22 protein-coding genes are annotated in these 23,071 nt (G+C 72.9%); 12 read left to right on the forward strand and 10 right to left on the reverse strand.

Annotation, left to right across the window (positions count from 1 at the left end; genetic code table 11):
• Positions 1-30 precede the first annotated feature (30 nt).
• Together H9X71_RS04455 and H9X71_RS04460 are read right to left on the reverse strand one after the other, a co-directional pair.
• Positions 31-876 carry an exodeoxyribonuclease III gene (locus tag H9X71_RS04455; protein ID WP_191148507.1) on the reverse strand — a complete coding sequence of 282 codons (846 nt, stop codon included), beginning with the start codon at positions 874-876 and terminating at the stop codon, positions 31-33.
• A gap of 10 nt (positions 877-886) precedes the next feature.
• Positions 887-2,011, reverse strand: coding sequence for a YihY/virulence factor BrkB family protein (locus H9X71_RS04460; RefSeq protein WP_191148508.1), 1,125 nt, complete (start codon positions 2,009-2,011; stop codon positions 887-889).
• Positions 2,012-2,133: 122 nt separating this feature from the next.
• On the opposite strand from H9X71_RS04460, the gene ptsP reads away from it, so the two are divergent.
• On the forward strand, positions 2,134-3,789 hold the full coding sequence (ptsP, locus tag H9X71_RS04465) for a phosphoenolpyruvate--protein phosphotransferase (RefSeq protein ID WP_191148509.1): 1,656 nt from the start codon (positions 2,134-2,136) through the stop codon (positions 3,787-3,789).
• A 95-nt stretch (positions 3,790-3,884) separates the two neighbouring features.
• Here ptsP and H9X71_RS04470 read toward each other — a convergent pair whose 3' ends face one another.
• From H9X71_RS04470 to H9X71_RS04490, 5 genes are all read right to left on the reverse strand, one after another.
• Positions 3,885-4,646: a succinate dehydrogenase iron-sulfur subunit gene (locus tag H9X71_RS04470; RefSeq protein WP_086513865.1), complete on the reverse strand. Its 762-nt coding sequence runs from the start codon at positions 4,644-4,646 to the stop codon at positions 3,885-3,887.
• Positions 4,647-4,704: 58 nt separating this feature from the next.
• The gene (gene sdhA / locus H9X71_RS04475; protein ID WP_191148510.1) at positions 4,705-6,528 is read right to left on the reverse strand and encodes a succinate dehydrogenase flavoprotein subunit; all 1,824 of its coding nucleotides are present in this window, start codon (positions 6,526-6,528) and stop codon (positions 4,705-4,707) included.
• A 32-nt stretch (positions 6,529-6,560) separates the two neighbouring features.
• Positions 6,561-7,025, reverse strand: coding sequence for a succinate dehydrogenase hydrophobic membrane anchor subunit (locus H9X71_RS04480; RefSeq protein WP_191148511.1), 465 nt, complete (start codon positions 7,023-7,025; stop codon positions 6,561-6,563).
• A 2-nt stretch (positions 7,026-7,027) separates the two neighbouring features.
• A complete protein-coding gene (sdhC, locus tag H9X71_RS04485; RefSeq protein WP_191148512.1) occupies positions 7,028-7,462 on the reverse strand; it encodes a succinate dehydrogenase, cytochrome b556 subunit in 435 nt (144 codons plus the stop codon).
• A gap of 140 nt (positions 7,463-7,602) precedes the next feature.
• Positions 7,603-8,778 carry a glycosyltransferase family 4 protein gene (locus H9X71_RS04490; RefSeq protein WP_191148513.1) on the reverse strand — a complete coding sequence of 392 codons (1,176 nt, stop codon included), beginning with the start codon at positions 8,776-8,778 and terminating at the stop codon, positions 7,603-7,605.
• Between the two features lie 118 nt (positions 8,779-8,896).
• Here H9X71_RS04490 and H9X71_RS04495 point away from each other — a divergent pair, with 118 nt between their 5' ends.
• The 8 genes from H9X71_RS04495 to H9X71_RS04530 all read left to right on the forward strand — a co-directional run bounded on the left by H9X71_RS04495 (position 8,897) and on the right by H9X71_RS04530 (position 18,440).
• Positions 8,897-10,018, forward strand: a complete 1,122-nt coding sequence (locus tag H9X71_RS04495) for a mannose-1-phosphate guanylyltransferase (RefSeq protein ID WP_191148514.1) — start codon at positions 8,897-8,899, stop codon at positions 10,016-10,018.
• 74 nt (positions 10,019-10,092) lie between these two features.
• On the forward strand, positions 10,093-11,169 hold the full coding sequence (locus tag H9X71_RS04500; protein ID WP_191148515.1) for a BMP family lipoprotein: 1,077 nt from the start codon (positions 10,093-10,095) through the stop codon (positions 11,167-11,169).
• 150 nt (positions 11,170-11,319) lie between these two features.
• Positions 11,320-12,414 carry a BMP family lipoprotein gene (locus tag H9X71_RS04505; protein ID WP_191148516.1) on the forward strand — a complete coding sequence of 365 codons (1,095 nt, stop codon included), beginning with the start codon at positions 11,320-11,322 and terminating at the stop codon, positions 12,412-12,414.
• Positions 12,415-12,495: 81 nt separating this feature from the next.
• The gene (locus H9X71_RS04510; protein WP_191148517.1) at positions 12,496-14,037 is read left to right on the forward strand and encodes an ABC transporter ATP-binding protein; all 1,542 of its coding nucleotides are present in this window, start codon (positions 12,496-12,498) and stop codon (positions 14,035-14,037) included.
• The gene (locus H9X71_RS04515) at positions 14,034-15,416 is read left to right on the forward strand and encodes an ABC transporter permease (RefSeq protein ID WP_191148518.1); all 1,383 of its coding nucleotides are present in this window, start codon (positions 14,034-14,036) and stop codon (positions 15,414-15,416) included. The genes H9X71_RS04510 and H9X71_RS04515 overlap by 4 nt, the downstream gene beginning before the upstream one ends.
• Positions 15,413-16,717, forward strand: coding sequence for an ABC transporter permease (locus H9X71_RS04520; protein ID WP_191148519.1), 1,305 nt, complete (start codon positions 15,413-15,415; stop codon positions 16,715-16,717). The genes H9X71_RS04515 and H9X71_RS04520 overlap by 4 nt, the downstream gene beginning before the upstream one ends.
• Entirely contained in the window at positions 16,714-17,145 is a 432-nt protein-coding gene (locus tag H9X71_RS04525; RefSeq protein ID WP_191148520.1) for a cytidine deaminase, read from the forward strand. The genes H9X71_RS04520 and H9X71_RS04525 overlap by 4 nt, the downstream gene beginning before the upstream one ends.
• Positions 17,142-18,440, forward strand: a complete 1,299-nt coding sequence (locus H9X71_RS04530; protein WP_191148521.1) for a thymidine phosphorylase — start codon at positions 17,142-17,144, stop codon at positions 18,438-18,440. Before H9X71_RS04525 ends, H9X71_RS04530 begins: the two co-directional genes overlap by 4 nt.
• A 72-nt stretch (positions 18,441-18,512) precedes the next feature.
• Here the strand turns inward: H9X71_RS04530 and uriH are convergent, their stop codons facing one another.
• Positions 18,513-19,448 carry a uridine-preferring nucleoside hydrolase UriH gene (uriH, locus tag H9X71_RS04535; RefSeq protein WP_191148522.1) on the reverse strand — a complete coding sequence of 312 codons (936 nt, stop codon included), beginning with the start codon at positions 19,446-19,448 and terminating at the stop codon, positions 18,513-18,515.
• Between the two features lie 103 nt (positions 19,449-19,551).
• On the opposite strand from uriH, the gene H9X71_RS04540 reads away from it, so the two are divergent.
• Genes H9X71_RS04540 through H9X71_RS04550 form a run of 3 tightly spaced genes read left to right on the forward strand, consistent with a single transcriptional unit; the run spans position 19,552 to position 21,443 of the window.
• On the forward strand, positions 19,552-20,670 hold the full coding sequence (locus tag H9X71_RS04540; protein ID WP_191148523.1) for an adenosine deaminase: 1,119 nt from the start codon (positions 19,552-19,554) through the stop codon (positions 20,668-20,670).
• A gap of 54 nt (positions 20,671-20,724) precedes the next feature.
• Positions 20,725-21,174, forward strand: coding sequence for a PTS sugar transporter subunit IIA (locus H9X71_RS04545; RefSeq protein WP_191148524.1), 450 nt, complete (start codon positions 20,725-20,727; stop codon positions 21,172-21,174).
• Positions 21,171-21,443, forward strand: a complete 273-nt coding sequence (locus H9X71_RS04550) for a PTS sugar transporter subunit IIB (RefSeq protein ID WP_191148525.1) — start codon at positions 21,171-21,173, stop codon at positions 21,441-21,443. The genes H9X71_RS04545 and H9X71_RS04550 overlap by 4 nt, the downstream gene beginning before the upstream one ends.
• Here the strand turns inward: H9X71_RS04550 and H9X71_RS04555 are convergent.
• Both H9X71_RS04555 and H9X71_RS04560 read right to left on the reverse strand, forming a co-directional pair.
• Entirely contained in the window at positions 21,392-22,393 is a 1,002-nt protein-coding gene (locus tag H9X71_RS04555) for a hypothetical protein (protein ID WP_191148526.1), read from the reverse strand. The genes H9X71_RS04550 and H9X71_RS04555 overlap by 52 nt on opposite strands.
• Positions 22,390-23,028 (reverse strand): MerR family transcriptional regulator, encoded by a 639-nt coding sequence (locus H9X71_RS04560; RefSeq protein ID WP_191148527.1) that lies wholly within the window; start codon positions 23,026-23,028, stop codon positions 22,390-22,392. Before H9X71_RS04560 ends, H9X71_RS04555 begins: the two co-directional genes overlap by 4 nt.
• Positions 23,029-23,071: the final 43 nt, after the last annotated feature.

Genomic DNA, 23,071 nt, shown 5'->3' on the forward strand with positions numbered 1-23,071 from the left:
GCCGGTCGGGCGCGGAGGGAGGGGGGCGGATCAGATCGCGTAGTCGACGACGACGGGCGTGTGGTCCGACCATCGCTGGTCGTACGCCTCGGCGCGGTCGACCGCGTACCCGACGACCTTCTCGGCGAGGGCCGGGGTCGCGAGCTGGTAGTCGATGCGCCAGCCGGTGTCGTTGTCGAAGGCCTTGCCGCGCCAGCTCCACCACGTGTACGGGCCGTCGACCTCGCCGGCCTGCTGGCGGCCGACGTCGACCCAGCCGAGGCCGGGCCCGGTGGATCCGTCGACGCCCGTGACGTCCTCGCCGGCCGGGCCGGTGATGCGGTCGAGGTAGGCGCGCTCGCGCGGCAGGAAGCCGGCGCGCTTCACGTTGCCCTTCCAGTTGCGGATGTCGAGCTCGCGGTGGCCGACGTTGAGGTCGCCCACGACGACGGCGAGCTCGGAGTGCGCGGCGATCTCGGGCAGGCGCCGCTCCATCCCGTCGAGGAAGCGCCACTTCTCGTCCTGCTTGGCGGTGCCGACCTCGCCGGAGTGCACGTAGGCGCTCACGACCGTGACGAGCATGCCGTCCAGGTCGTAGTCGGCCTCGAGCCAGCGGCCCGCGCTGTCGAAGTCCTCCTCGCCGATGGCGACGCGGTGGATCTCCGCGCGGCGGCGGCTCGCGATGGCGACGCCCGCGCGGCCCTTGGCGGTCGCGGCGTCGTGCAGCACGTTCCACTCGGGGCCGAGGAGGCCCTCGATGTCGCTCGTCTCGGCGCGGACCTCCTGGATCGCGAGGATGTCGACGTCGCGCGTGGCGAGCCAGTCGCCCATGCCCTTGCGGAACGCGGCCCGGATGCCGTTCGTGTTGATGGACGCGACGCGGAGGTTCGAGGGCATGGAGACGATCCTAACGGCGGTGCTCGCCGCGCAGCCGGAGCAGGACGCGGGTCAGCCCGCGCGACTGCGCGTACCGCTCGCGGGCCCGGGCGCGCTCCTCCTCCTCGAGGATCCGGCGGGCCTCGTCGAGCCGCTCGAGCCTCTCCCGCTCGAGCTGCTCGGGCGTGAGGTCGCGGGCGTCGATGCCGCGGTCGGCCATGCCGACGGCGATCCACGAGGCGCAGATCAGGATGACCTGGCAGATGAGGTTGAACCAGATCAGCAGTCCGATGATCACGGCGAACGACGCGAGCAGCGGGTTGCGGCTCGCCCCGCCGAGCAGCGCCGTGCCGAGCACCTTGAGCACGCCCATGGCGACGCCGCCGAGGAGCGCGCCCTGCAGGAGCTGAGGCCGCGGGATCCTCACGCCCGAGAGGATCCGGTACGCCCCCGCCAGCACCGCCGTGTCGAGCGCCAGCACGAGCGCGAGGCCCACGGTGCGGCCGACGACGATCGCGAGGAGCGAGTCCTCGCCCACCTGCAGCAGCCGGAACGCGACGCCGAGGAGCCCCGTGCTCACGACCGAGAGGCCGGCCGACAGCAGCATCGCCAGGGCGAAGCAGAGCGCGAGCCCGAGGTCCTTCACCTTGAGCAGCAGGAAGAACGTGGCGGGCGGCGGCAGCTCGAAGATGCGGCGCACCGAGTCGCGCGTGGATGCGAGCCAGCCGAGCGCGGTCACGAGCAGGCCGACGGACCCGATGATCCCGGTCGCCCGCACGGCGTCCGACGCGAGCAGCGCCTGCGGGTCCTCGATCGCCCCGCCCGGCCCGAACAGCCCGGGCACCGCGCCCTGGATCAGCGACAGCAGCGAGTCGAGGAGCGCCGGGTTGCCGGCGAGCACGGATCCGGCCACCGAGAAGCCGACCGCGAGGGCCGCGAACACCGCGAAGACGGCCTGGTACGACATGCCGGCCGCGAGGATCGGCCCGCCCGCCGCCCCGTAGGCGAGGAACACGCGCACGGGCTTCAGCGCCATGACCCGGGCGATGAGCGCGGGGATGCCCGCGGGCGCCGGATCGTCGGCGGTCGTCGCGCCGGTCGCGGGGGAGCCGGGTGCGGGGCGGTCGGGGCGCCCGCGGCCGTCGGGGGCGGTCATCCCCCGAGGATACGGGCCGCCGGGCCCCTGCTAGCGTGGACGGGCCGTTCCGGCAGCCCGGCCGGAGCGCCATCCCGCGCACGGCGTCCGTGCGCGCGGCCGCACCCGAGCGAGGAGTCCCCGTGCGCATCACCGGTATCGGAGTCGGACACGGAGTGGCCACAGGGCCCGTGATGCGGATGCCCGACCCGCTTCCCGAGCCCACGACGGAGCCCTTCGCGGGCGACGCCGACGCCGAGGTCGCCCGCGTCGCCGACGCCCTCGCCGCCACCGCCGACGACCTCGCCGAGCGCGGCGCCCGGGCGGGCGGCGACGCGAAGGACGTGCTCGACGCGCAGTCCCTCATGGCGCGCGACCCCGCGCTCCTCGACTCGGTCGGCCGGCTCGTCGGCCAGGGCCGCTCGGGCGAGCGCGCCGTCTTCGAGGCGTTCGCCACCTTCCAGGAGCTGCTCACGGGCATGGGCGGCTACATGGCCGAGCGGGCGGCGGATCTCGCGGACGTCGCTCAGCGCGTCATCGCCCGGCTCCGCGGCGTGGCCGCGCCCGGCATCCCCACGGCCGACGCGCCGTTCGTCCTCGTCGCGCGCGACCTCGCCCCGGCCGACACCGCTCTCCTCGAGCTCGACCGCGTGCTCGCGCTCGTCACCACCGACGGCGGCCCCACCAGCCACACCGCGATCCTCGCCCGCAGCCGCTCCATCCCCGCCATCGTCGGCGCGACGGCCGCGGCCGACCTGGCCGACGGCGACGAGGTCGTGGTCGACGCGGCGGCCGGCGTCGTGGTCGTCCACCCCGACGACGCCGAGCGCGACGACGCCCTGGGCCGGATCCGCGCCCGCGAGGAGGCGCTCGCCGCCCCGATCACCGACGGCGCGCTGGCCGACGGCACGCCCGTCCCGCTCCTCGCCAACCTCGGGTCACCGGCCGAGGCCGCCCGCGCCGTCGAGCTCGGCGCCGAGGGCGTCGGCCTCTTCCGCACCGAGTTCCTGTTCCTCGACGCCGCCGAGGCGCCGTCCGTCGCCGAGCAGACGGCGCAGTACACCGCGCTCCTCGAGGCGTTCCCCGGCCGCAAGGTCGTCGTCCGCGCTCTCGACGCCGGCGCGGACAAGCCGCTCGCGTTCCTCACCGACGCCCATGAGGAGAACCCCGCCCTCGGCCTCCGCGGCCTCCGCGCGCTGCGGGCGGCTCCCCAGATCCTGCGCGACCAGCTCACGGCCCTCGCGGCGGCCGACGCCGCCACCGACGCCGACCTCTGGGTGATGGCGCCGATGGTCGCCGACGCCGAGGAGTCGGCGTTCTTCGTCGACCTCGGCCGCGAGCTCGGCCTCCGCACCGTCGGGGTCATGGCCGAGGTGCCCTCCCTCGCCCTCCTCGCCGACCAGGTCGTCGAGGTCGCCGACTTCGTGAGCGTCGGCACCAACGACCTCACGCAGTACACGATGGCGGCCGACCGGATGCTCGGCTCGGTCGCCTCCTACCAGGACCCGTGGCATCCGGCCGTCCTCCGCCTCGTGCGCGCGCTCGGCGACGCGGGACGCGGATCCGGCACCCCCGTCGGCATCTGCGGCGAGGCCGCGGCCGACCCGCTCCTCGCCGTCGTCCTCGTGGGCCTCGGCGCGACGAGCCTCTCGATGACGCCGGCCGCCCTCGCGGACGTCCGCCTCGAGCTCGGCCGCCGCACCCTGGACGACGCCCGTGCGGCCGCGGAGGCCGTCCTCACCGCGCGCTCCGCCGCAGGGGCGCGCGCCGCCGCCGAGCGGATCCTCGCCGACCGCTGACGCACGGGCCCGCGCCCCGCGCGGACCCGGACACGACGACGGCCCCGCCGCTCCGAGGAGCTGCGGGGCCGTGCGTCTGCGGGGGAGCGGTGTCGCTACGCCTTGCCGCGCATGATCGCCTGCTTGACCTCGGCGATCGCCTGCGTCACCTGGATGCCGCGCGGGCACGCCTCGGAGCAGTTGAAGGTCGTGCGGCAGCGCCACACGCCCTCCTTGTCGTTGAGGATGTCGAGGCGCACGTTCGACTCGTCGCGCGAGTCGAAGATGAAGCGGTGCGCGTTGACGATGGCGGCCGGGCCGAAGTACTGGCCGTCCGTCCAGAAGACGGGGCACGACGACGTGCACGCGGCGCAGAGGATGCACTTGGTGGTGTCGTCGAAGCGGGCGCGCTCGGCCGCGGACTGGATCCGCTCCTTGCCCTTCTCCGGCTTCGTGTTCGAGATGAGGAACGGCTGCACGTCGCGGAACGACTCGAAGAACGGCTCCATGTCGACGACCAGGTCCTTCTCCAGCGGCAGGCCCTTGATGGCCTCCACGTAGATGGGCTGGTCGATGTCGAGGTCCTTGATGAGCGTCTTGCACGCCAGGCGGTTGCGGCCGTTGATGCGCATCGCGTCGGATCCGCACACGCCGTGCGCGCAGGAGCGGCGGAAGGTCAGCGACCCGTCCTGCTCCCACTTGATCTTGTGCAGCGCGTCGAGGATCCGGTCGGTCGGGTACACCTCGACGTCGAAGTCCTCCCACCTCGGCTCGGCGTCCTGGCCGGGGAGGTAGCGGCGGATGATGAGGGTCACCGTGAAGGTGGGGATGGCGGACGCCTCTCCCGCGGGGGGTGCGTCCAGGGTTGCGGTGCTCACGGGTGCGTTCCTATTCCGTAGGTGGTGCGGTGACGTGCGGCGGCGCTGACCTCGTGGGTCAGTACTTCCGCTCCATCGGCTGGTAGTTCGTGATGACCACGGGCTTGGTGCTCAGCTTGATGTGGTCGCCGGCGTCGGTGCTGTGCGCGTCGCCGGTGAGGTACGCCATGGTGTGGACCATGTAGTTCTCGTCGTCCCGCTTGGGGTAGTCCTCGCGGAAGTGGCCGCCGCGGCTCTCCTTGCGGTACATCGCCGAGTAGACGACGACCTCCGCGAGGTCGAGAAGGAAGCCGAGCTCGATGGCCTCGAGCAGGTCCGTGTTGAACCGCTGGCCCTTGTCCTGCACCTGGATGTTCGTGTACCGCTCGCGCAGGTCGGCGATCACCTTGGTGACCTCGATCAGCGTGTCCTCGGTGCGGAACACCTGGGCGTTGCGGTCCATCGACTCCTGCAGCTCGCGGCGGAGCGTCGAGATCCGCTCGGTGCCGTTCGAGTTGCGGGCGCCCTCGACGAGGCCCTTCACGAAGTCGGCGGCGTCCGCGGGCAGCGGCGTGAAGTCGACGCCCTTCACGTACTCGGCCGCGTAGTTGCCCGCGCGCTTGCCGAACACGTTGATGTCGAGGAGCGAGTTGGTGCCGAGGCGGTTGGATCCGTGGACCGACACGCACGCGCACTCGCCGGCGGCGTACAGGCCGGGCACGACGGTCGTGTTGTCGGAGAGGACCTCGGCCTTGATGTTCGTGGGGATGCCGCCCATCGCGTAGTGCGCGGTCGGCAGCACGGGCACGGGCTCCGTGTAGGGCTCGACGCCGAGGTACGTGCGCGCGAACTCCGTGATGTCGGGGAGCTTCGCGTCGATGACCGCGGGCTCGAGGTGCGTGATGTCGAGGTAGACGTAGTCCTTGTTCGGGCCCGCTCCCCGTCCCTCGCGGATCTCGGTGGCCATGCAGCGCGCGACGATGTCGCGGGGCGCGAGGTCCTTGATCGTCGGGGCGTACCGCTCCATGAAGCGCTCGCCCTCGCTGTTGCGGAGGATCGCGCCCTCGCCGCGGGCCGCCTCCGACAGGAGGATGCCGAGGCCGGCGAGCCCGGTCGGGTGGAACTGGAAGAACTCCATGTCCTCCAGCGGCAGGCCCTTGCGCCAGATGATCCCGACGCCGTCGCCCGTGAGGGTGTGCGCGTTCGAGGTCGTCTTGTAGATCTTGCCGAAGCCGCCGGTGGCGAAGATGACGGCCTTCGACTGGAAGACGTGGATCTCGCCGGTCGACAGCTCGAGGGCCACGACGCCCGCGGGCTGCTCCTTGCCGTCGACCTCGGCCATGACGAGGTCGAGCACGTAGAACTCGTTGAAGAAGTTGATGCCGAACTTGACGCAGTTCTGGTACAGCGTCTGCAGGATCATGTGGCCCGTGCGGTCGGCCGCGTAGCAGGAGCGGCGGACGGGGCTCTTGCCGTGGTCGGCCGTGTGACCGCCGAAGCGGCGCTGGTCGATCTTGCCGTCGGGCGTGCGGTTGAAGGGCAGGCCCATGTTCTCGAGGTCGATGACCGCGTCGATGGCCTCCTTGGCGAGGATCTCCGCCGCGTCCTGGTCGACGAGGTAGTCGCCGCCCTTGACGGTGTCGAAGGTGTGCCACTCCCAGCTGTCCTCCTCGACGTTCGCGAGCGCCGCGGCCATGCCGCCCTGCGCCGCGCCCGTGTGGGAGCGGGTGGGGTACAGCTTCGAGATGACGGCCGTGTTCGCCTGCGGTCCCGCCTCGATCGCGGCGCGCATGCCGGCGCCGCCCGCACCCACGATCACGATGTCGAACTGGTGGTAGTGGACGCCGTCCACGATGGTGCTCGCGGAGGGCTGGGGACCGGGGGTGGCGGTGTCGGTGGTCACAGGGCTCTTTCTCGAGGCGGAAGGGGGAGCGACTAGAGGTCGCCGCAGAAGGCGGGGAGGAGGTCCGCGGGCTGGCCGGCGGGGCACGGGTCGAACGTGAAGACCACGAGGGTGCCGAGCACGAGGAGGACCACGGTGGACGCGACGAGCGCGCCCTTCAGGATCTTCCGGGTGCGGGGCGACGCCGCGTAGTCGTTCACGAGCGTGCGCATGCCGTTGGCGCCGTGGATGACCGCGAGCCAGAGCAGCGCGATGTCCCACACCTTCCAGAACGGGTCGGACAGCTTGCCGCCGACGAACGCGAAGTCGATGGCCTTGATGCCCTCGCCGTTGATGAGGTTGACGTAGAGGTGGCCGAAGATGAGCACGACGAGCACGACGCCCGAGGCGCGCATGTACATCCAGCCCCACTTCTCCCAGTTCACGCCGCCCTGGGGGCGGGGCTGCCTGGCCTGGCGGGGACGCTCGACGCTCACCTGCTGTGCGATGTCGCTCATGGTCAGATCCATCCCGCTTCGCTGAACACGTTCATGAGGTGGCGCGGCACGAAGCCGGCCATGAGCACCACCCACAGGCCGATGACCACGTAGAACATGAGGCGCTGGTGCTTGGCGCCGAAGCGCCAGAAGTCGATGAGGATGATCCGCAGCCCGTTGAGCGCGTGGAACCCGATGGCTCCGACGAGCGCGACCTCGCCGATGCCCATGACCGGGTTCTTGTACGTGCCGATGACCGCGTTGTAGGCCTCGGGGCTCACGCGGATGAGGCTCGTGTCGAGCACGTGCACGAGGAGGAAGAAGAAGATGGACACGCCGGTGATGCGGTGCAGCACCCAGGACCACATGCCCTCGCGGCCCCGGTACAGCGTCCCGGCGGGGACCTTCGGTGCGCGCGAGCTCTGCGGCTCCCGGGTTCCTGTCGTCTTGATGGACACGGAACGACCCTCCCTGATGCTGGTGCCCCGTGGGCGGAGCGCCTCCGCGCTGACGTTGCGCGAGGTCACCAGTCTACGGCCGCCCTCCGCGCGGCTGCCCGTTAGGGCACCCTAAGGGGCCGGGCGTCCGCGCGTCCCGGTCAGGCGCCGACGGGCACCGGGCCGGCGCCCGCGGGATCCGCCGTCTGCAGCGCCGAGCGACGGGCCGAGACGGCACGGCCGTAGTGCCCGATGAGCTCGTCGCCGATGGTCGCCCAGGAGCGGCCGAGGACCGCGCGGCGCCCGGCCTCGCCCATGCGGAGGCGCATCGGCTCGCTCGCGACGAGCTGGTCCACGAGGCGGCGGAGGTCGGCGTCGCGCGGCGACGCGGGGTCGAAGAGGAAGCCGTCGGTGCCGTGGTCGACGAGGTCGATCGGGCCGCCCGCGTGCGGGGCGACCACGGGCAGCCCGGACGCGTGCGCCTCCTGCACCGTCTGGCCGAACGTCTCCTCCGTGCCGGTGTGCACGAAGACGTCCATCGCGGCGTAGGCGGCGGCGAGCTCGCGACCGCCGACGCGGCCGAGCCACGTCACGGGCATCCCCGCGAGCGCGCGCCGGGCCGATGCCTGGCTCGGGCCGTCGCCCGCGATGAGGAAGCGCACGCCGCGGATCCCCCGGAGCGCCTGCAGCCGCTCGAGCTGCTTCTCGGGGGCGATGCGGCCGACGTACCCGACGACGGTCTCGCCGCCGGGCGCGACGCGGTGGCGGAGCGCGACCGCGTCCTCCATGGCGCGGTTGCGGGGGTGGTAGCGGTCGAGGTCGACGCCGCGGCCCCAGCGGGCCACGCGCTCGACGCCCGCCGCGGCGAGGTCGGCCGCCGCGGCGCTCGAGGGCGCGAGGGTCAGGTCGGCGCCCTGGTGGATCCAGCGCACGAGCCGCCAGACGTAGGGCGCGGTCGCGGCGAGGCGGTTGCGGCGGGCGTACCCGGCGACGTCCGTCTGGAACACGGCCACCGACGGGGTGTCGATGCGCGTCGCGGCCGCGATGGCCTGCGCGCCGAGGAAGAGGGGGGACGCGGCGTGCAGCACGTCCGGCGCGAAGTCGGTGAGGAGGCGCAGCACGTGCGGGCTCGGGATCCCGACGGGGAACTGCCGGTAGGCGATGGCCGGGACGCCGTGCACGCGGAAGCCCGCGAACTCGGCGGGGGCGCCCGCGTCCGGGGCGATGACGAGGACCTCGTGCCCGCGGTCCCGCAGGTGCTCGAGCACCCGGCAGACGCTGGTGGTGACGCCGTTGACGGTGGGCAGGAAGCTCTCGCTGACGACGGCTACGCGCATGCCCACGACGCTAGGCACCCGCGCCGTCGCGGCTCCCGCGACGCCGTGAACGCCCCGTTGCGGGAGCGTGAACTCGGCGCCTCCGGGCGGCTCCCAGCCAGCCGATAGGGTGAGGGGCATGGCCGAGAAGACGAGCGCGATCTCCCGTTTCTACAGCGTGATCCCCGCGGGAGGCGTGGGCTCCCGTCTCTGGCCGCTCTCGCGTGCCGACGCCCCGAAGTTCCTCCACGACCTCACGGGATCCGGCCGCACGCTCCTGCGCGACACGTGGGAGCGGCTCGCGCCCCTCTCCGGCGAGGAGCGGATCATGGTCGTCACCGGCCGCGCGCACCGCGCCGCCGTCGAGGCGCAGCTGCCCGAGCTCGCCGACCCGAACGTCGTCCTCGAGAGCGAGGGCCGCGACAGCACGGCGGCCATCGCGCTCGCCGCCGCGATCCTCGAGCGCCGCGAGCCGGGCGTCATCATCGGCTCGTTCGCGGCCGACCACGTGATCTCCGACCCCGACCTCTTCCGCGACACGGTCCGCGAGGCCGTCATCGCCGCGGACGCCGGGTACATCACCACCATCGGCATCACGCCGACCGAGCCCGCCACCGGCTTCGGCTACATCCACACGGGCAAGGCGCTGAGCATCGAGGACGCCCCGCACGCGCTCGAGGTCGCCTCCTTCGTGGAGAAGCCGAGCATCGGCGTCGCACGCGGCTACGTGAAGGGCGGCACGCACCTCTGGAACGCCGGCATGTTCATCGCCCGGGCCGACCGCCTGCTCGAGGAGCTCGGCCGCACGGAGCCGGAGCTGCTGAAGGGCGTGCTCGAGCTCGCCGAGGCGTGGGACACCGCCGAGCGCGGCGTGGTCGTCGACCGCGTCTGGCCGAACCTCAAGAAGATCGCCATCGACTACTCGGTCGCCGAGCCCGCCGCCGCACGCGGGGCCCTTGCCGTCATCCCCGGCCGCTTCACGTGGGACGACGTGGGCGACTTCGCCTCCGTCGCCAAGATGCACTCGAGCGGCCGCAAGTCCGACCTCGTCATCCTGGGCGAGGACGCGCGCGTGCTCTCGGACGCCTCGAGCGGCATCGTCGTCGCCAACAGCAAGCGCGTCATCAGCCTCATCGGTGTGCGCGACATCGTCGTCGTCGACACCCCGGACGCCCTCCTCGTGACCACCAAGGAGAACGCGCAGCGCGTGAAGAGCGTGGTGGACGCGCTCAAGCTCAGCGGCGGGACGGACGTCCTGTAACGAAGGGGCAACGATCCCCCGCGGGGGTTTCCGCGGGTGGAGAGCGCCCGGAGCCGCGCCGTTAGATTCCGGGGATGCCCCGCACCCCGCGCGTCCTCCGCATCGCCTCCCTGCCCTTCGCCCTCCTCGCCGCCGCGTCCCTCGCGGGATGCGGCGCGGCCCCCGAGCCCGGCGCCACCGGCTCGGCCGACGCGGGCGAGTACTGCGCCCGCATGGTCACGAACTCCGGCGGCCTCCAGGACCGCTCCTTCAACCAGTCGAGCTGGGAGGGGCTGCAGCGCGCCGAGCAGGAGCTGGGGATCCAGGCCGACGTCCTCGTCTCCACCTCGGAGACCGACCTCGCGCCGAACGTCGAGCAGGCGGTCGGGACGGGCTGCGGCTTCGTCCTCACGGTGGGCTACGAGCTGGCCGAGGCCACCTCGGCGGCGGCGGCCGAGAACCCGGACGTGCACTTCTCGATCGTCGACGAGGTCGTCGACGCCCCCAACGTCAAGCCGCTCGTCTTCGACACGGCGCAGGCCTCCTACCTCGCGGGCTACCTCGCGGCGGGCGTGAGCGAGACGGGCAAGGTCGGCACGTTCGGCGGCGGCAACCAGCCGCCCGTCACCCTCTTCATGGACGGCTTCGTCGACGGCGTCGCCGCGTACAACCAGGCGCACGGCACGCAGGTCGTGGCGCTCGGCTGGGACGCGGCCGCGCAGGACGGCACCTTCACGGGCGACTTCGAGGACGTCGCGAAGGGGCAGACCACCACGCAGAACCTGCTCGACCAGGGCGCCGACGTGATCATGCCCGTCGCCGGCCAGGTGGGGGAGGGCGCGGCGTCGGCCATCCTCTCCCACGGCAGCGGCAAGCTGATCTGGGTCGACAACGACGGCTACGACACCCTCCCCGCCGAGTACCGCCCGCTCCTGCTGACGAGCGTGCTGAAGGACACCGGGCAGGCGGTCGTCGACATCGTGGGCGACGACGAGCAGGGCACCTTCTCCTCCGAGCCGTACGTCGGCACGCTCGCCAACGGCGGCGTCGGCCTCGCCCCGTACCACGACCTGGCCGCCGCGGTGCCCGCCGAGCTGCAGGCGGAGCTCGACGCGCTGGAGGCGCGGATCGTCTCCGGCGAGGTCGAGGTGCGCTCGGTCTCGACCCCCTAGCAGGGCCCGCGTTTCCGCGGTGTTTCGCCCCCGTCGCGGATCGATAACGCTTGTTCCCCGGACCCCGATCGGGGTCCGGGGAGCATTCCCGCGCATGGGTAACATGAACGCACATCGCCCGGCGGACCCGGGCTGCATCTGGAGGCCACAGTGACCATCACCACCCGAAAGGCCGCCCTGGGCGGTCTCGCCGCCGTCGGCATCACCGCGATCCTCGCGGGCTGCGGCGCCGCCCCCGAGTCGACCGCGGGAGGTGCGGGCGGCGACGTGAAGAGCGACCTGCTCACCTGCATGGTCTCCGACTCCGGCGGATTCGACGACAAGTCGTTCAACCAGCTCGGCTTCGAGGGCCTGAACAAGGCCGTCGACACCCTCGGCCTCCCGGCCCCCAAGCCCGTCGAGTCGGCGTCCGAGACCGACTTCGCGCCGAACCTCACCAACCTGGCCGACCAGGGCTGCGGCCTCATCGTCACCGTCGGGTTCCTCCTCAAGGAGGCCACCGAGGAGGCGGCGAAGGCGAACCCCGACATCGAGTACGCGATCATCGACGACGCGCAGATCAGCGCCGACAACGTCAAGCCCATCACCTTCAACACCAGCGAGGCCGCGTTCCTCGCGGGCTACTCGGCGGCGGCCTACTCGAAGACCGGCACGGTCGGCACCTTCGGCGGCCTGCAGATCCCGACCGTCACGATCTTCATGGACGGCTTCGTCGACGGCGTGGAGTACTACAACGAGCAGAAGGGCAAGGACGTCAAGGCCATCGGCTGGGACGTCGCGAGCCAGAGCGGGTCGTTCACCGGTGAGTTCGTCGCCAACCAGACGGCCAAGACCGCCGCGCAGACGCTGATCGACCAGGGCGCGGACGTCATCATGCCCGTCGGCGGCCCGATCTTCCTCAGCGCCGGCGAGGCCATCCGCGACTCGAGCGACAAGAAGGTCGTCATGGTGGGCGTCGACTCGGACGCGTACGAGACCGCGCCCGACCTCAAGGACCTCTTCCTCACCTCGGTGCTCAAGGGCATCGACGCGGGCGTCGAGGACGTCGTGACGAACGCCGCCAAGGACGAGTTCGACGCGACCCCGTACGTCGGCACCCTGGAGAACGGCGGCGTGGACATCGCCCCGTTCCACGACTACGAGTCCGAGGTCCCGTCCGACCTGTCGGGCGAGCTCGACGCGATCAAGGCCGGCATCATCGACGGCTCGATCACCGTCGAGTCGCCGTCGTCGCTGACGAAGTAGCATCGAACGCACCGCGGGGGGATCGGCAGTCGCCGGTCCCCCCGCCGCGTGCTCACCACACCCACCGAACAGATTGATCCGATGAAGCTCGAACTGCGGGGAATCACCAAGCGCTTCGGCGCGCTGGTGGCCAACGACCACATCGACCTCGTCGTCCACCCGGGCGAGATCCACTGCCTGCTGGGCGAGAACGGCGCGGGCAAGTCCACGCTGATGAACGTGCTCTACGGCCTGTACCAGGCCGAGGAGGGCGAGATCCTGCTCGACGACCGGGTGGCGCGGTTCGCCGGCCCCGGCGACGCGATGGCCGCCGGCATCGGCATGGTGCACCAGCACTTCATGCTCATCCCCGTCTTCACGGTCGCGGAGAACGTCATGCTCGGCCACGAGGAGACGAAGCTCGGCGGCCGCCTCGACCTCGCAGGAGCCCGCGCGAAGGTGCGCGAGATCTCCGCCCGGTTCGGCTTCGACGTGGATCCGGACGCGCTCGTCGCGGACCTCCCCGTCGGCGTGCAGCAGCGGGTCGAGATCATCAAGGCCCTGTCGCGCGACGCGGAGGTGCTCGTGTTCGACGAGCCGACCGCCGTGCTCACGCCGCAGGAGACCGACGAGCTCATGGTGATCATGAAGCAGCTGCGGGACGCGGGCACGGGCATCGTCTTCATCACCCACAAGCTGCGCGAGGTCCGCGAGGTCGCGGACCGCATCACGGTCATCCGGCTCGGCAAGGTGGTCGGCGAGGCCGAGCCCACGGCCAGCAACGCCGAGCTCGCCTCGCTCATGGTCGGCCGGAGCGTGTCGCTCACGGTCGCCAAGGAGCCGGCGACGCCCGGCGACGCGGCCCTCGTGGTGCGCGACCTCACGGTGGTCGACGCGGCCGGCCAGGTGGTCGTCGACGGCGTGAGCTTCGAGGTGCACGCGGGGGAGATCCTCGCCATCGCGGGCGTCCAGGGCAACGGCCAGACCGAGCTCACCGAGGCGATCCTCGGGCTGCAGCCGCGCGTCACCGGCACGATCGACCTCGACGGCACGCGCCTCACCGGCCGCTCCGTCCGCCGGGTGCTCGACGCGGGCGTCGGCTTCGTGCCCGAGGACCGCAACGAGGACGGGCTCGTCGCCGAGTTCACCATCGCCGAGAACCTCATGCTCGACCGGTCCGACAGCCCGCCGTTCGTCGTGGCCGGATCCCTCAAGCTCGGCTACCTCGACGAGTTCGCGCGCGACCGCGTGCGCGAGTTCGACATCCGCACGCAGGGCATCGAGACGCATGTCGGCCGCCTCTCCGGCGGCAACGCGCAGAAGGTCGTGCTCGCGCGCGAGCTCAGCCGCGACCTCCGCCTGTTCGTCGCGGCGCAGCCCACCCGCGGCCTCGACGTCGGGTCCATCGAGTTCGTGCACACCCGCGTCGTCGAGACGCGCGACCGGGGCCTGCCCGTCATCGTCGTCTCCACGGAGCTCGACGAGGTCGCGGCGCTGGCCGACCGCATCGCGGTCATGTACCGCGGCGGCATCGTCGGCATCGTGCCGGGCGACACCCCGCGCGACGTGCTCGGCCTGATGATGGCCGGCGAGGTCCCCGCATCCGCCACCCCCACCCCGACCGCCGGAGGGCGCCCCGCATGACCGACGACACCCGACGTCCCGAGGGCCACGGCCCCGAGGACCCGTCCGCGGGGCAGCTGCCCGCCTCCGGTCGCGAGGCCGGATCCGTGGGCGACCCGACGCGATCCGAGGCGCCCGCGGGCGTGCCCGCCGTCTCGACCGGAGCGCCCGCCGACGGCCCCGGACCCGAGGCCGAGGGCTCGCGCGCGGGTCAGGTCCTCCGCGAGATCGCGAGCGGCAGCGCACTGCTGTCCGTGCTCGCGGTCGTGCTGTCGCTCGTCGTGGGCGCGCTGCTCATCGCGGTCACCGACGAGGAGACGCAGAAGGCGGCGGGCTACTTCTTCAGCCGCCCGCTCGACACGCTCCGCGCGGGCTGGGACGCCGCGTCCGGCGCGTACTCCGCGCTCTTCCAGGGCTCCATCTACAACTTCCGCCGCCCGGGCTTCGAGAACGGCATCAAGCCGCTCACCGAGACCCTGACCTTCGCGACCCCGCTCATCGCGGCCGGCCTCGGCGTCGCGCTCGCGTTCCGCGTCGGCCTGTTCAACATCGGCGCGCGCGGCCAGATGCTCATCGCCGCGGCGTGCGCGGGCTGGGTCGGCTTCAGCTTCGACATGCCGCCCGTCATCCACCTGGTGCTGGCGGTCGGCGCGGGCATCCTCGGCGGCGCGCTCTGGGGCGGGATCGTCGGCCTCCTCAAGGCTCGCACCGGCGCGCACGAGGTGATCGTCACGATCATGCTCAACTACGTCGCGTTCTACCTCCTCTCCTACCTCTTGCGGACGCCGGGCCTGCTGCAGGCACCCGGGTCCAACAACCCGAAGACGCCGGCCATGCTCGACACGGCCGTCTTCCCGGCGATCCTCGGCGACCGGTACTCGCTGCACGCGGGCTTTCTCGTGGTCGTCGTCGCGACGGTCGTGGTCTGGTACCTGCTGAACCGCTCCGGCCTCGGCTTCCGCTTCCGCGCGGTCGGCGAGAACCCGAGCGCGGCCCGGGTCGCGGGCATCGACGTCAAGAACTCCTACCTCTACGCCATGCTCATCTCCGGCGGGCTCGCGGGCCTCGCGGGGGCGAGCCAGGTGCTCGGCACCGTCACCACGGGCTTCAGCTCGGGGATCGACGCGGGCATCGGCTTCGACGCCATCACGGTGGCGCTGCTCGGCCGCAGCCGGCCGTGGGGCGTCTTCGTCGCGGGGATCCTGTTCGGCGCCTTCAAGGCCGGCGGCTTCTCGATGCAGGCGGCCGAGGGCGTGCCCATCGACATCGTCGTGGTCGTCCAGTCGCTCATCGTCCTGTTCATCGCGGCGCCGCCGCTCGTCCGGGCGGTCTTCCGACTGCCCGCACCGGGCCAGGCGCGTCGCACCACCCGGCCCCGGAAGGCGGCGCTCAGCTCGTGACCGCGACCACCCCCACCCCGGCGCCGTCCGCGGCGCCCCACGGCCCCGCGGCCGTCGCCCTCGAGCGCGTCGTCACGACGAGCTGGAAGGCGCCCGTCGCCTTCGGCGTCTTCACGGCGATCTCGCTCGTCCTCTTCGTGCTCCTCGGCCGCGAGGGGTCGAGCACGTTCGGCCTCTCCACCGGGACCGACCTCATCCAGCTGGCGCCGCTCGTGCTGCCGACCGCCGCGACGGGGATCGTCGTCACGGTCGCGCTGGCCGCGATGACGGTCGTCTCGGCCGTGCTGGTGCGGCGTGCCGCGAAGGTGCCGCTGTGGTTCACGGCCGCGTTCGCGATCCTGTTCCTCGTCGCGTTCCTCACCTGGGCATCGGCGGGCCAGACCATCCCGGTGCCCGGCCTCCTCGTCGGCACCGTGAGCCTGTCGGTGCCGCTCATCTTCGGCGCGCTCGGCGGCGTGCTCTCCGAGCGCGTCGGCGTCGTCAACGTCGCCATCGAGGGGCAGCTGCTCGCGGGCGCCTTCGTGTCGGCCGTGGTCGCGTCCGTCACCGGCCAGCCGCTCATCGGGCTCGCGTCCGCGATGGTCGCCGGCATGCTGGTGTCGTTCGTGCTCGCGGCGTTCGCCATCAAGTACCTGGTCGACCAGGTCATCGTCGGCGTGGTGCTCAACGTGCTCGTCACGGGCCTCACGAGCTTCCTGTTCTCGCAGGTGCTCACGGCCGACGCGGCGACGCTCAACTCCCCGCCGCGCTTCGACCGCATCGACATCCCGATCCTGGGGCAGATCCCGATCATCGGGCCCGTGCTGTTCCGGCAGACCATCATCGTGTACGTCATGTACGTGGCGGTGTTCCTCGTCTGGTACTGCCTCTTCCACACCCGCTGGGGCCTGCGCCTCCGCGCGGTCGGCGAGCACCCGCAGGCCGCCGACACCGTGGGCATCAAGGTCGCGCGCACCCGGTTCTGGAACGTGTCCCTCGCGGGCGCGATCGCGGGCCTCGGCGGGGCGTTCTTCACGCTCGGCTCGGTCGGCGCGTTCAACAAGGAGATGACGGCGGGTGCCGGCTTCATCGCGCTGGCCGCGGTCATCTTCGGCCGGTGGGATCCGCTGCGCGCGACGCTCGCGGCCCTCCTGTTCGGCTTCGCGAGCAACCTGCAGAACGTCCTCGGCGTCATCGGGTCGCCCGTGCCGAGCGAGTTCATGCTGATGCTGCCGTACGTCGTGACCATCGCCGCGGTGGCCGGACTGGTGGGGCAGGTGCGCGGCCCCGCCGCCGCCGGCAAGCCCTACGTGAAGTCGTGAGCGCCGAGGAGCCCGTCCAGTCGGGCGGCATCGACTGGGGATCCCTCCGCGAGGCGGCGCACGAGGCCATGCAGCGCGCGTACGTCCCGTACTCCCGCTTCCCCGTGGGCGTCGCGGCCATCGCGACCGACGGACGGGTGATCACCGGCTGCAACGTCGAGAACGCCTCCTACGGCCTGACGCTGTGCGCCGAGTGCGCGCTCGTCTCCGTCCTGCACCTCACGGGCGGCGGCCAGCTCGTCGCCTTCACGTGCGTGGACGGCGACGGCAACATCCTCATGCCGTGCGGGCGCTGCCGCCAGCTGCTGTTCGAGCACGCGGTGCCGGGCATGCTGCTGGAGACCGTGTCGGGCATCCGCACGATCGACGAGATCCTGCCCGACGCCTTCGGGCCGAGCACGCTCGACGCGTACGGGGACCGCTCGTGAGCGCCGCGTTCGACGTCGTCGACCTGATCCGCACGAAGCGCGACGGCGGCCGGCTCTCCACGGCGGAGATCGACTGGCTCGTGGCGGCGTACACCGACCGCTACGTGGCCGACGAGCAGATGGCCGCGCTCGCGATGGCGATCCTGCTGCGCGGCATGGACCGCACGGAGATCCGCGACCTCACCCTCGCGATGATCGCGAGCGGCGAGACGCTCGACTTCTCGGGGTTGGGCAAGCCCACGGTCGACAAGCACTCCACGGGCGGCGTGGGCGACAAGATCACGCTCCCGCTGATGCCGCTCGTCGCCTCATACGGCGTCGCCGTGCCGCAGCTCTCGGGCCGCGGCCTCGGCCACACGGGCGGCACGCTCGACAAGCTCGAGTCGATCCCCGGCTGGCGCGCCGACCTCTCCACCGAGGAGATGGTGCAGCAGATGAAGGACCACGGCGGCGTGGTCTGCGCGGCCGGCAGCGGCCTCGCGCCGGCGGACAAGCGCCTCTACGCGCTGCGCGACACCACGGGCACGGTCGAGGCGATCCCGCTCATCGCCTCCAGCATCATGAGCAAGAAGATCGCGGAGGGCACGGGCGCGCTCGTGCTCGACGTGAAGTTCGGCGGCGGCGCCTTCATGACGGACATCGACCGGTCGCGCGAGCTCGCGCGCACCATGGTCGAGCTCGGCACCGACGCGGGGGTGCGGACGACCGCGCTCCTGACCGACATGGACGTGCCGCTCGGCCTCGCCATCGGCAACGCCAACGAGGTGCGCGAGTCCGTCGAGGTGCTCGCGGGCGGCGGCCCCGCCGACGTCGTGGAGCTGACCCTGGCGCTCGCCCGGGAGATGCTCGCCGCGGTCGGGATGCCGGACGCCGACGTCGAGGACGCCCTCCGCGACGGCCGCGCCATGGACTCGTGGCGCGCCACCGTGCGCGCGCAGGGCGGGGATCCGGACGCGGCCATGCCCGTGGCCCGCGAGACGCACGTGGTCACCGCCGAGCGCGACGGCGTCCTCGTGCAGCAGGACGCGCTCCCGTTCGGCGTCGCCGCCTGGCGCCTCGGCGCCGGTCGCGCGCGCCAGGGCGACGCCGTGCAGCACGCCGCGGGCGTCGACCTGCACGCGAAGCCGGGGGACCGCGTCCGGCGCGGCGACCCGCTGTTCACGCTGTCCGCCGACGAGCCGGAGCGCTTCGCCCGCGCTCTGGAGTCGCTCGAGGGCGCCTACCGGGTCGGCGACCCGGAGGAGCTCGTCCCGCGCGGCCCGCTCGTGCGGGAGCGCATCACGGCCGAGGGCTGATCCGCGCGGCCGGCCGTCGTCCTCCGGGGCGACGGCCGGCGCGCGTGGGCGTGCCGTGCGGTGCCGTGCCGTTCAGCCGATGCGCTCGAGCGCGTCGACCACCACGTCCCAGAACCCGGCGTGGTCGAGGTCGACCGCGACCTGCGTGCTGCAGTCCGCGGGCGCCGGGCGGCGGAGGTCCGCCACCGTCATGCCGGTCGTGTGCGTGCCCGTCAGCTCCACCGAGATCGGCGCGCGCCGCACCGAGACGAGGCGCGGGTCGATCACGCGGGCGACGGCGCACGGGTCGTGGACGGGCGGGCTCGGGAAGTCCTGGCGGTCGTGGTACGCCCGGCCGTACGACTCCATCGAGTCGACGACGAAGCGCGCGGCCGGCGTGCCGAGGGCGGCGATGCGCGCGAGGACCTCGGGCGTGGCGGTGGCCTGGTAGGTGAGGTCGAGGCCGACCATGGTCACGGGCCAGGCCTCGCCGAACACGATGTGGGCGGCCTCGGGATCCACCGCCACGTTGAACTCGGCCACGGCCGTGCTGTTGCCGGCGTGGTACCCGCCGCCCATGAGCACGACCTCCTTCACGCGCTCGACGATGCGCGGCTCGCGGCGCACGGCCAGCGCGATGTTGGTGAGGGCGCCGAGCGGCACCAGCGTGATCTCGCCGGGCGCGTGCGCCATGACGGTCTCGATGATGAGGTCCACGGCGTGCCGCGGGTCGAGCTGCACCGTGGGCTCCGGCAGCTCGGGCCCGTCGAGGCCCGTCTCGCCGTGGATCTCCGGCGCCGTCATCACGGGCCGGACGAGCGGACGGGCGCAGCCGGCGGCGACGGGCACGCCGTGGATCCCCGCGACGGTCGCGACCGCGAGCGCGTTCCGCGTGACCTTGTCGAGCGTCTGGTTGCCGGCGACCGTCGTGATGCCGACGAGCTCCACCTCGGGGCTGCCGTGCGCCAGCATCAGCGCGAGGGCGTCGTCGTGCCCGGGGTCGCAGTCGATCAGGATCTTGACGGGCACGTGGGACCTCCGGGGGCTCAGGGCCGCGCGACGCGTCGCCCACCGATGATGAGTGCGCTCACGACCTCGTCGCGGGCCTCGTCGAGGCTAGTAGATTCGTCCCATGACACTCGCTCCCGAGGACTCCACGCTGCCCGGCGGGGGGTCGTTCCGCGACCTGCCCAAGGTCTCCCTCCACGACCACCTCGACGGCGGCCTCCGCCCCTCGACCATCGTCGAGATCGCCGACGAGATCGGCCTCGACCTGCCCGCGCGGGACGCCGACGCCCTCGGCGCCTGGTTCCGCGACAGCGCCGACTCCGGCTCGCTCGTCGACTACCTCAAGACCTTCGACGTCACCATCGCCGTCATGCAGACCGAGGAGCACCTCGCGCGCGTCGCCCGGGAGTTCGTCGAGGACCTCGCGGAGGACGGCGTCGTCTACGGCGAGATCCGCTGGGCGCCCGAGCAGCACCTCACGACGGGCCTGTCGCTCGACCAGGTCGTCGAGGCCGTGCAGGCCGGCGTCGAGGAGGGCGTGCGCGGCGTCGAGGAGGCGGGCGGATCCATCCGCGTCGGCCAGCTCGTCAGCGCCATGCGCCACCTCGACCGCGGCACGGAGATCGCCGAGCTCGCTGTCCGCCACCGCGACCGCGGCGTCGTCGGCTTCGACATCGCCGGCCCCGAGGCCGGCTTCCCGCCCTCCCGCATGCAGGGCGCGTTCGACCTGCTCGCGCGCGAGTGGATGCCGCGCACCGTGCACGCGGGCGAGGCCGACGGCCTCGAGTCCATCCGCGGCGCGCTGCTCGACGGCCGGGCGCTCCGCCTCGGCCACGGCGTCCGCATCGCCGAGGACATCGAGATCGACAGCGAGGAGGGCGAGGACGTCTTCGTCACGCTCGGCACGCTCGCCCAGTGGATCAAGGACCGCGGCGTGCCGCTGGAGCTCAGCCCCTCGTCGAACCTGCAGACCGGCGCCATCGAGGCATGGGGCGACACCCTGCGCGACCACCCCTTCGACCTGCTCTACCAGCTCGGCTTCACCGTGACGGTGAACACCGACAACCGCCTCATGAGCGGCACCAGCATCAGCCGGGAGCTCGCGCTCCTCACGGACGCGTTCGCCTACGACCTCGACGACCACGAGGCCTTCCAGCTCAACGCGGCCGCGGCGGCCTTCCTCCCGTTGGAGGAGCGCGAGGCGCTCGCCGACATCATCTCCGACGGGTTCGCCCGCCTCTAGCGGGATCCGCCCCCGTCCGTCCGTCCGCCCGCATCGACTGAGAGGTCGCGCCCCGTGCTCCCACCGCTCCCGGACGACGCCGTCACGCTCGGCGCCGAGGCCGCCGACTGGCGCGCGGCGGTGCGCCTCGCGGGCGACGCCCTGGTCCGCACGGGAGCGGCCACGGCCGACTACGCGGAGGCGATGATCCGGGTGGTCGAGGAGTTCGGCGCCTACGTCGTCATCGCGCCGGGCCTCGCGCTCGCGCACGCGCGGCCGGGGCCCGAGACGCTCGCGGACGGTCTCGCTGTCGTCACGCTGCGGGAGCCCGTCGCCTTCGGGCACGCCCACAACGACCCGGTCGACGTCATCGTCGGCCTCGCGGTCACCACGGTCGACCGGCACGTCTCGTCGGTCGCCGACCTGGCGAACGCCTTCAACGACGCCACCGCCATCCCGCGGCTGCGCGCCGCCACCACCGTCGACGAGGTCCGGCGCATCATGGCCGGCGAGGAGAGCGCATGAAGGTCGTCGCGATCTGCGGTGTCGGCATCGGCACGTCCGGCATCCTGAAGGTCAACGCCGAGCGGGCGCTCGCGCGCCTCGGCATCGACGCGGACGTCACGGCGGCCGACCTCGCGAGCGTCGCGTCGCTCGGCGAGGACGCGCAGGTCATCCTCACGTCGCCCGAGCTGGTCGACCGCATCGGCGCGACCTACGCCGACGTCGTCGTGATCGAGAACTACTTCGACCTCGAGGAGATCTCGGCCAAGCTCGACGCCGCGCTGGGCTGAGTCGGCGGATCCTCAGGCCGCGCACGCAGATCCGCCCGGGCGCCGCCGCGCAGCACGATCGCCGCCGCCGCGACGACGACGGCCGCGGCGAGCAGCGCGCCCGCCGTCGCGATCGTCGAGGACGGCGCCGTCACCGGCTCGCCGCGGAGCGCCTGCGCGGTCACGAGCGCGACGACGCCGGCGTATCCGACCGCGGCGACCGCCGTGAGCCGCACGCGCACCCGGTCGGGCGCGAACGCGGGGACCCGCCGCCCGGCCCACGCGATGAGGAGCGCCGCGACCGGCAGCAGCTGCAGCGCGTGCATGCCGACGAAGTGCGGGATCCGCAGGTCGCCCGCCGTCGTGCTCCAGCCGAGCACCGGCAGCCCGGGCCCGCCGTCGGCCGCGCCCACGGCGTGCGCACCCGCGACGCCGTGGAAGTCCGCGAGCTGGGCGGCGGTCGGCGAGGTCATGAGGTACGCGAGGCCCATGCCGACGAGGGCGATGACGGCGCCCGCGCGGATCCCGAGGGTCAGCGCCGGATCGGGCAGCCGCAGCCGGAGCACCGCGAGGCTCGTGACGAAGGCGCAGACGTACAGCACGGTGATGGAGACGGCCATCACGCCCCAGAGCGCCGTGGCGAGCGGCGTCGCGACCTGGAAGTGGCTCGCGGTGCCGGCGGCCGCGGCGCCGACGATCACGCCCTGCTCGACGAGGAGCGCGACGGCCACGACCGTCCCGAGCCGGTGCGCGGTGCGCCGGAAGCGGGGGAGGCGCGCGATGAGCCAGGCCCAGGAGACGGCGTAGACGAGGATCGACACGGAGAACTTGGCGGGCTTGTCCCACACGGGCGCGCCCGTCACGATGCGGTCGTCGACGAGGCGGCCGACGAGGCAGACCGCCGCCACGACGACCATGAGCGCGGCCACGGTCATGAGCGGCCGGTGCCAGGCGAACGCGCGGCGGATCACGACGCGCCGCCCGTCGGGCCGGCGACCGGCATCGAGACGGTCGCCTGCGCGATGCGCCGGAACCCCGCGGCCAGGTGGTCGCCGAGCACCGTGCCCACGACCATCAGCTCGGCCATCGCGGTGCGGTCGTGCCGGCCGCGCACCGCCCCGAGGTCGGCGTCCGCCTGGATCCCCGCCGCCTCCGCGTAGCGCGCGAGGTAGGCGTCCTCCATGCGGTGGCCGGACCGCTCGAACGCGTCCACGGCCCGCGCGGCCTGGGCGCGTCCCGCGTGGCCCTCGAGGACGCACCAGCCGGCGTCCCGGGTGACGGCGTCGACGCGGGCGAGCGCGTCGGCGGGCGGCGGATCCGTCGGCGGCGGCCCCGGCGTGAGCGCGTCCTGCGCCACCGCGAACACGTCCTGCACCTGCCGCTCGTCGTCGTCGAGCACGCCCAGCACCTCGCGCGCCCGGGCGACCGGCAGCCGCCCGACGTCGATGAGCGCGCGGACCAGGCGGACCCGGCGCACGTGCTCGTCGTCGTACTCGGTGCGGTTGTCGCTCACGCGCGCGCCGGCGGGGACGAGGCCCTCGCGCACGTAGTACTTGACGGTGGCGGGTGCGACGCCGGTGGCGTCGGCGAGCTCGGTGATGCGCATGCCGCGAGGCTAGCGCACTGATAGCGTCACTACCAGTAGGGGA

This window comes from Clavibacter zhangzhiyongii (assembly GCF_014775655.1).
In the GTDB taxonomy this organism is placed as follows: Bacteria; Actinomycetota; Actinomycetes; order Actinomycetales; family Microbacteriaceae; genus Clavibacter; species Clavibacter zhangzhiyongii.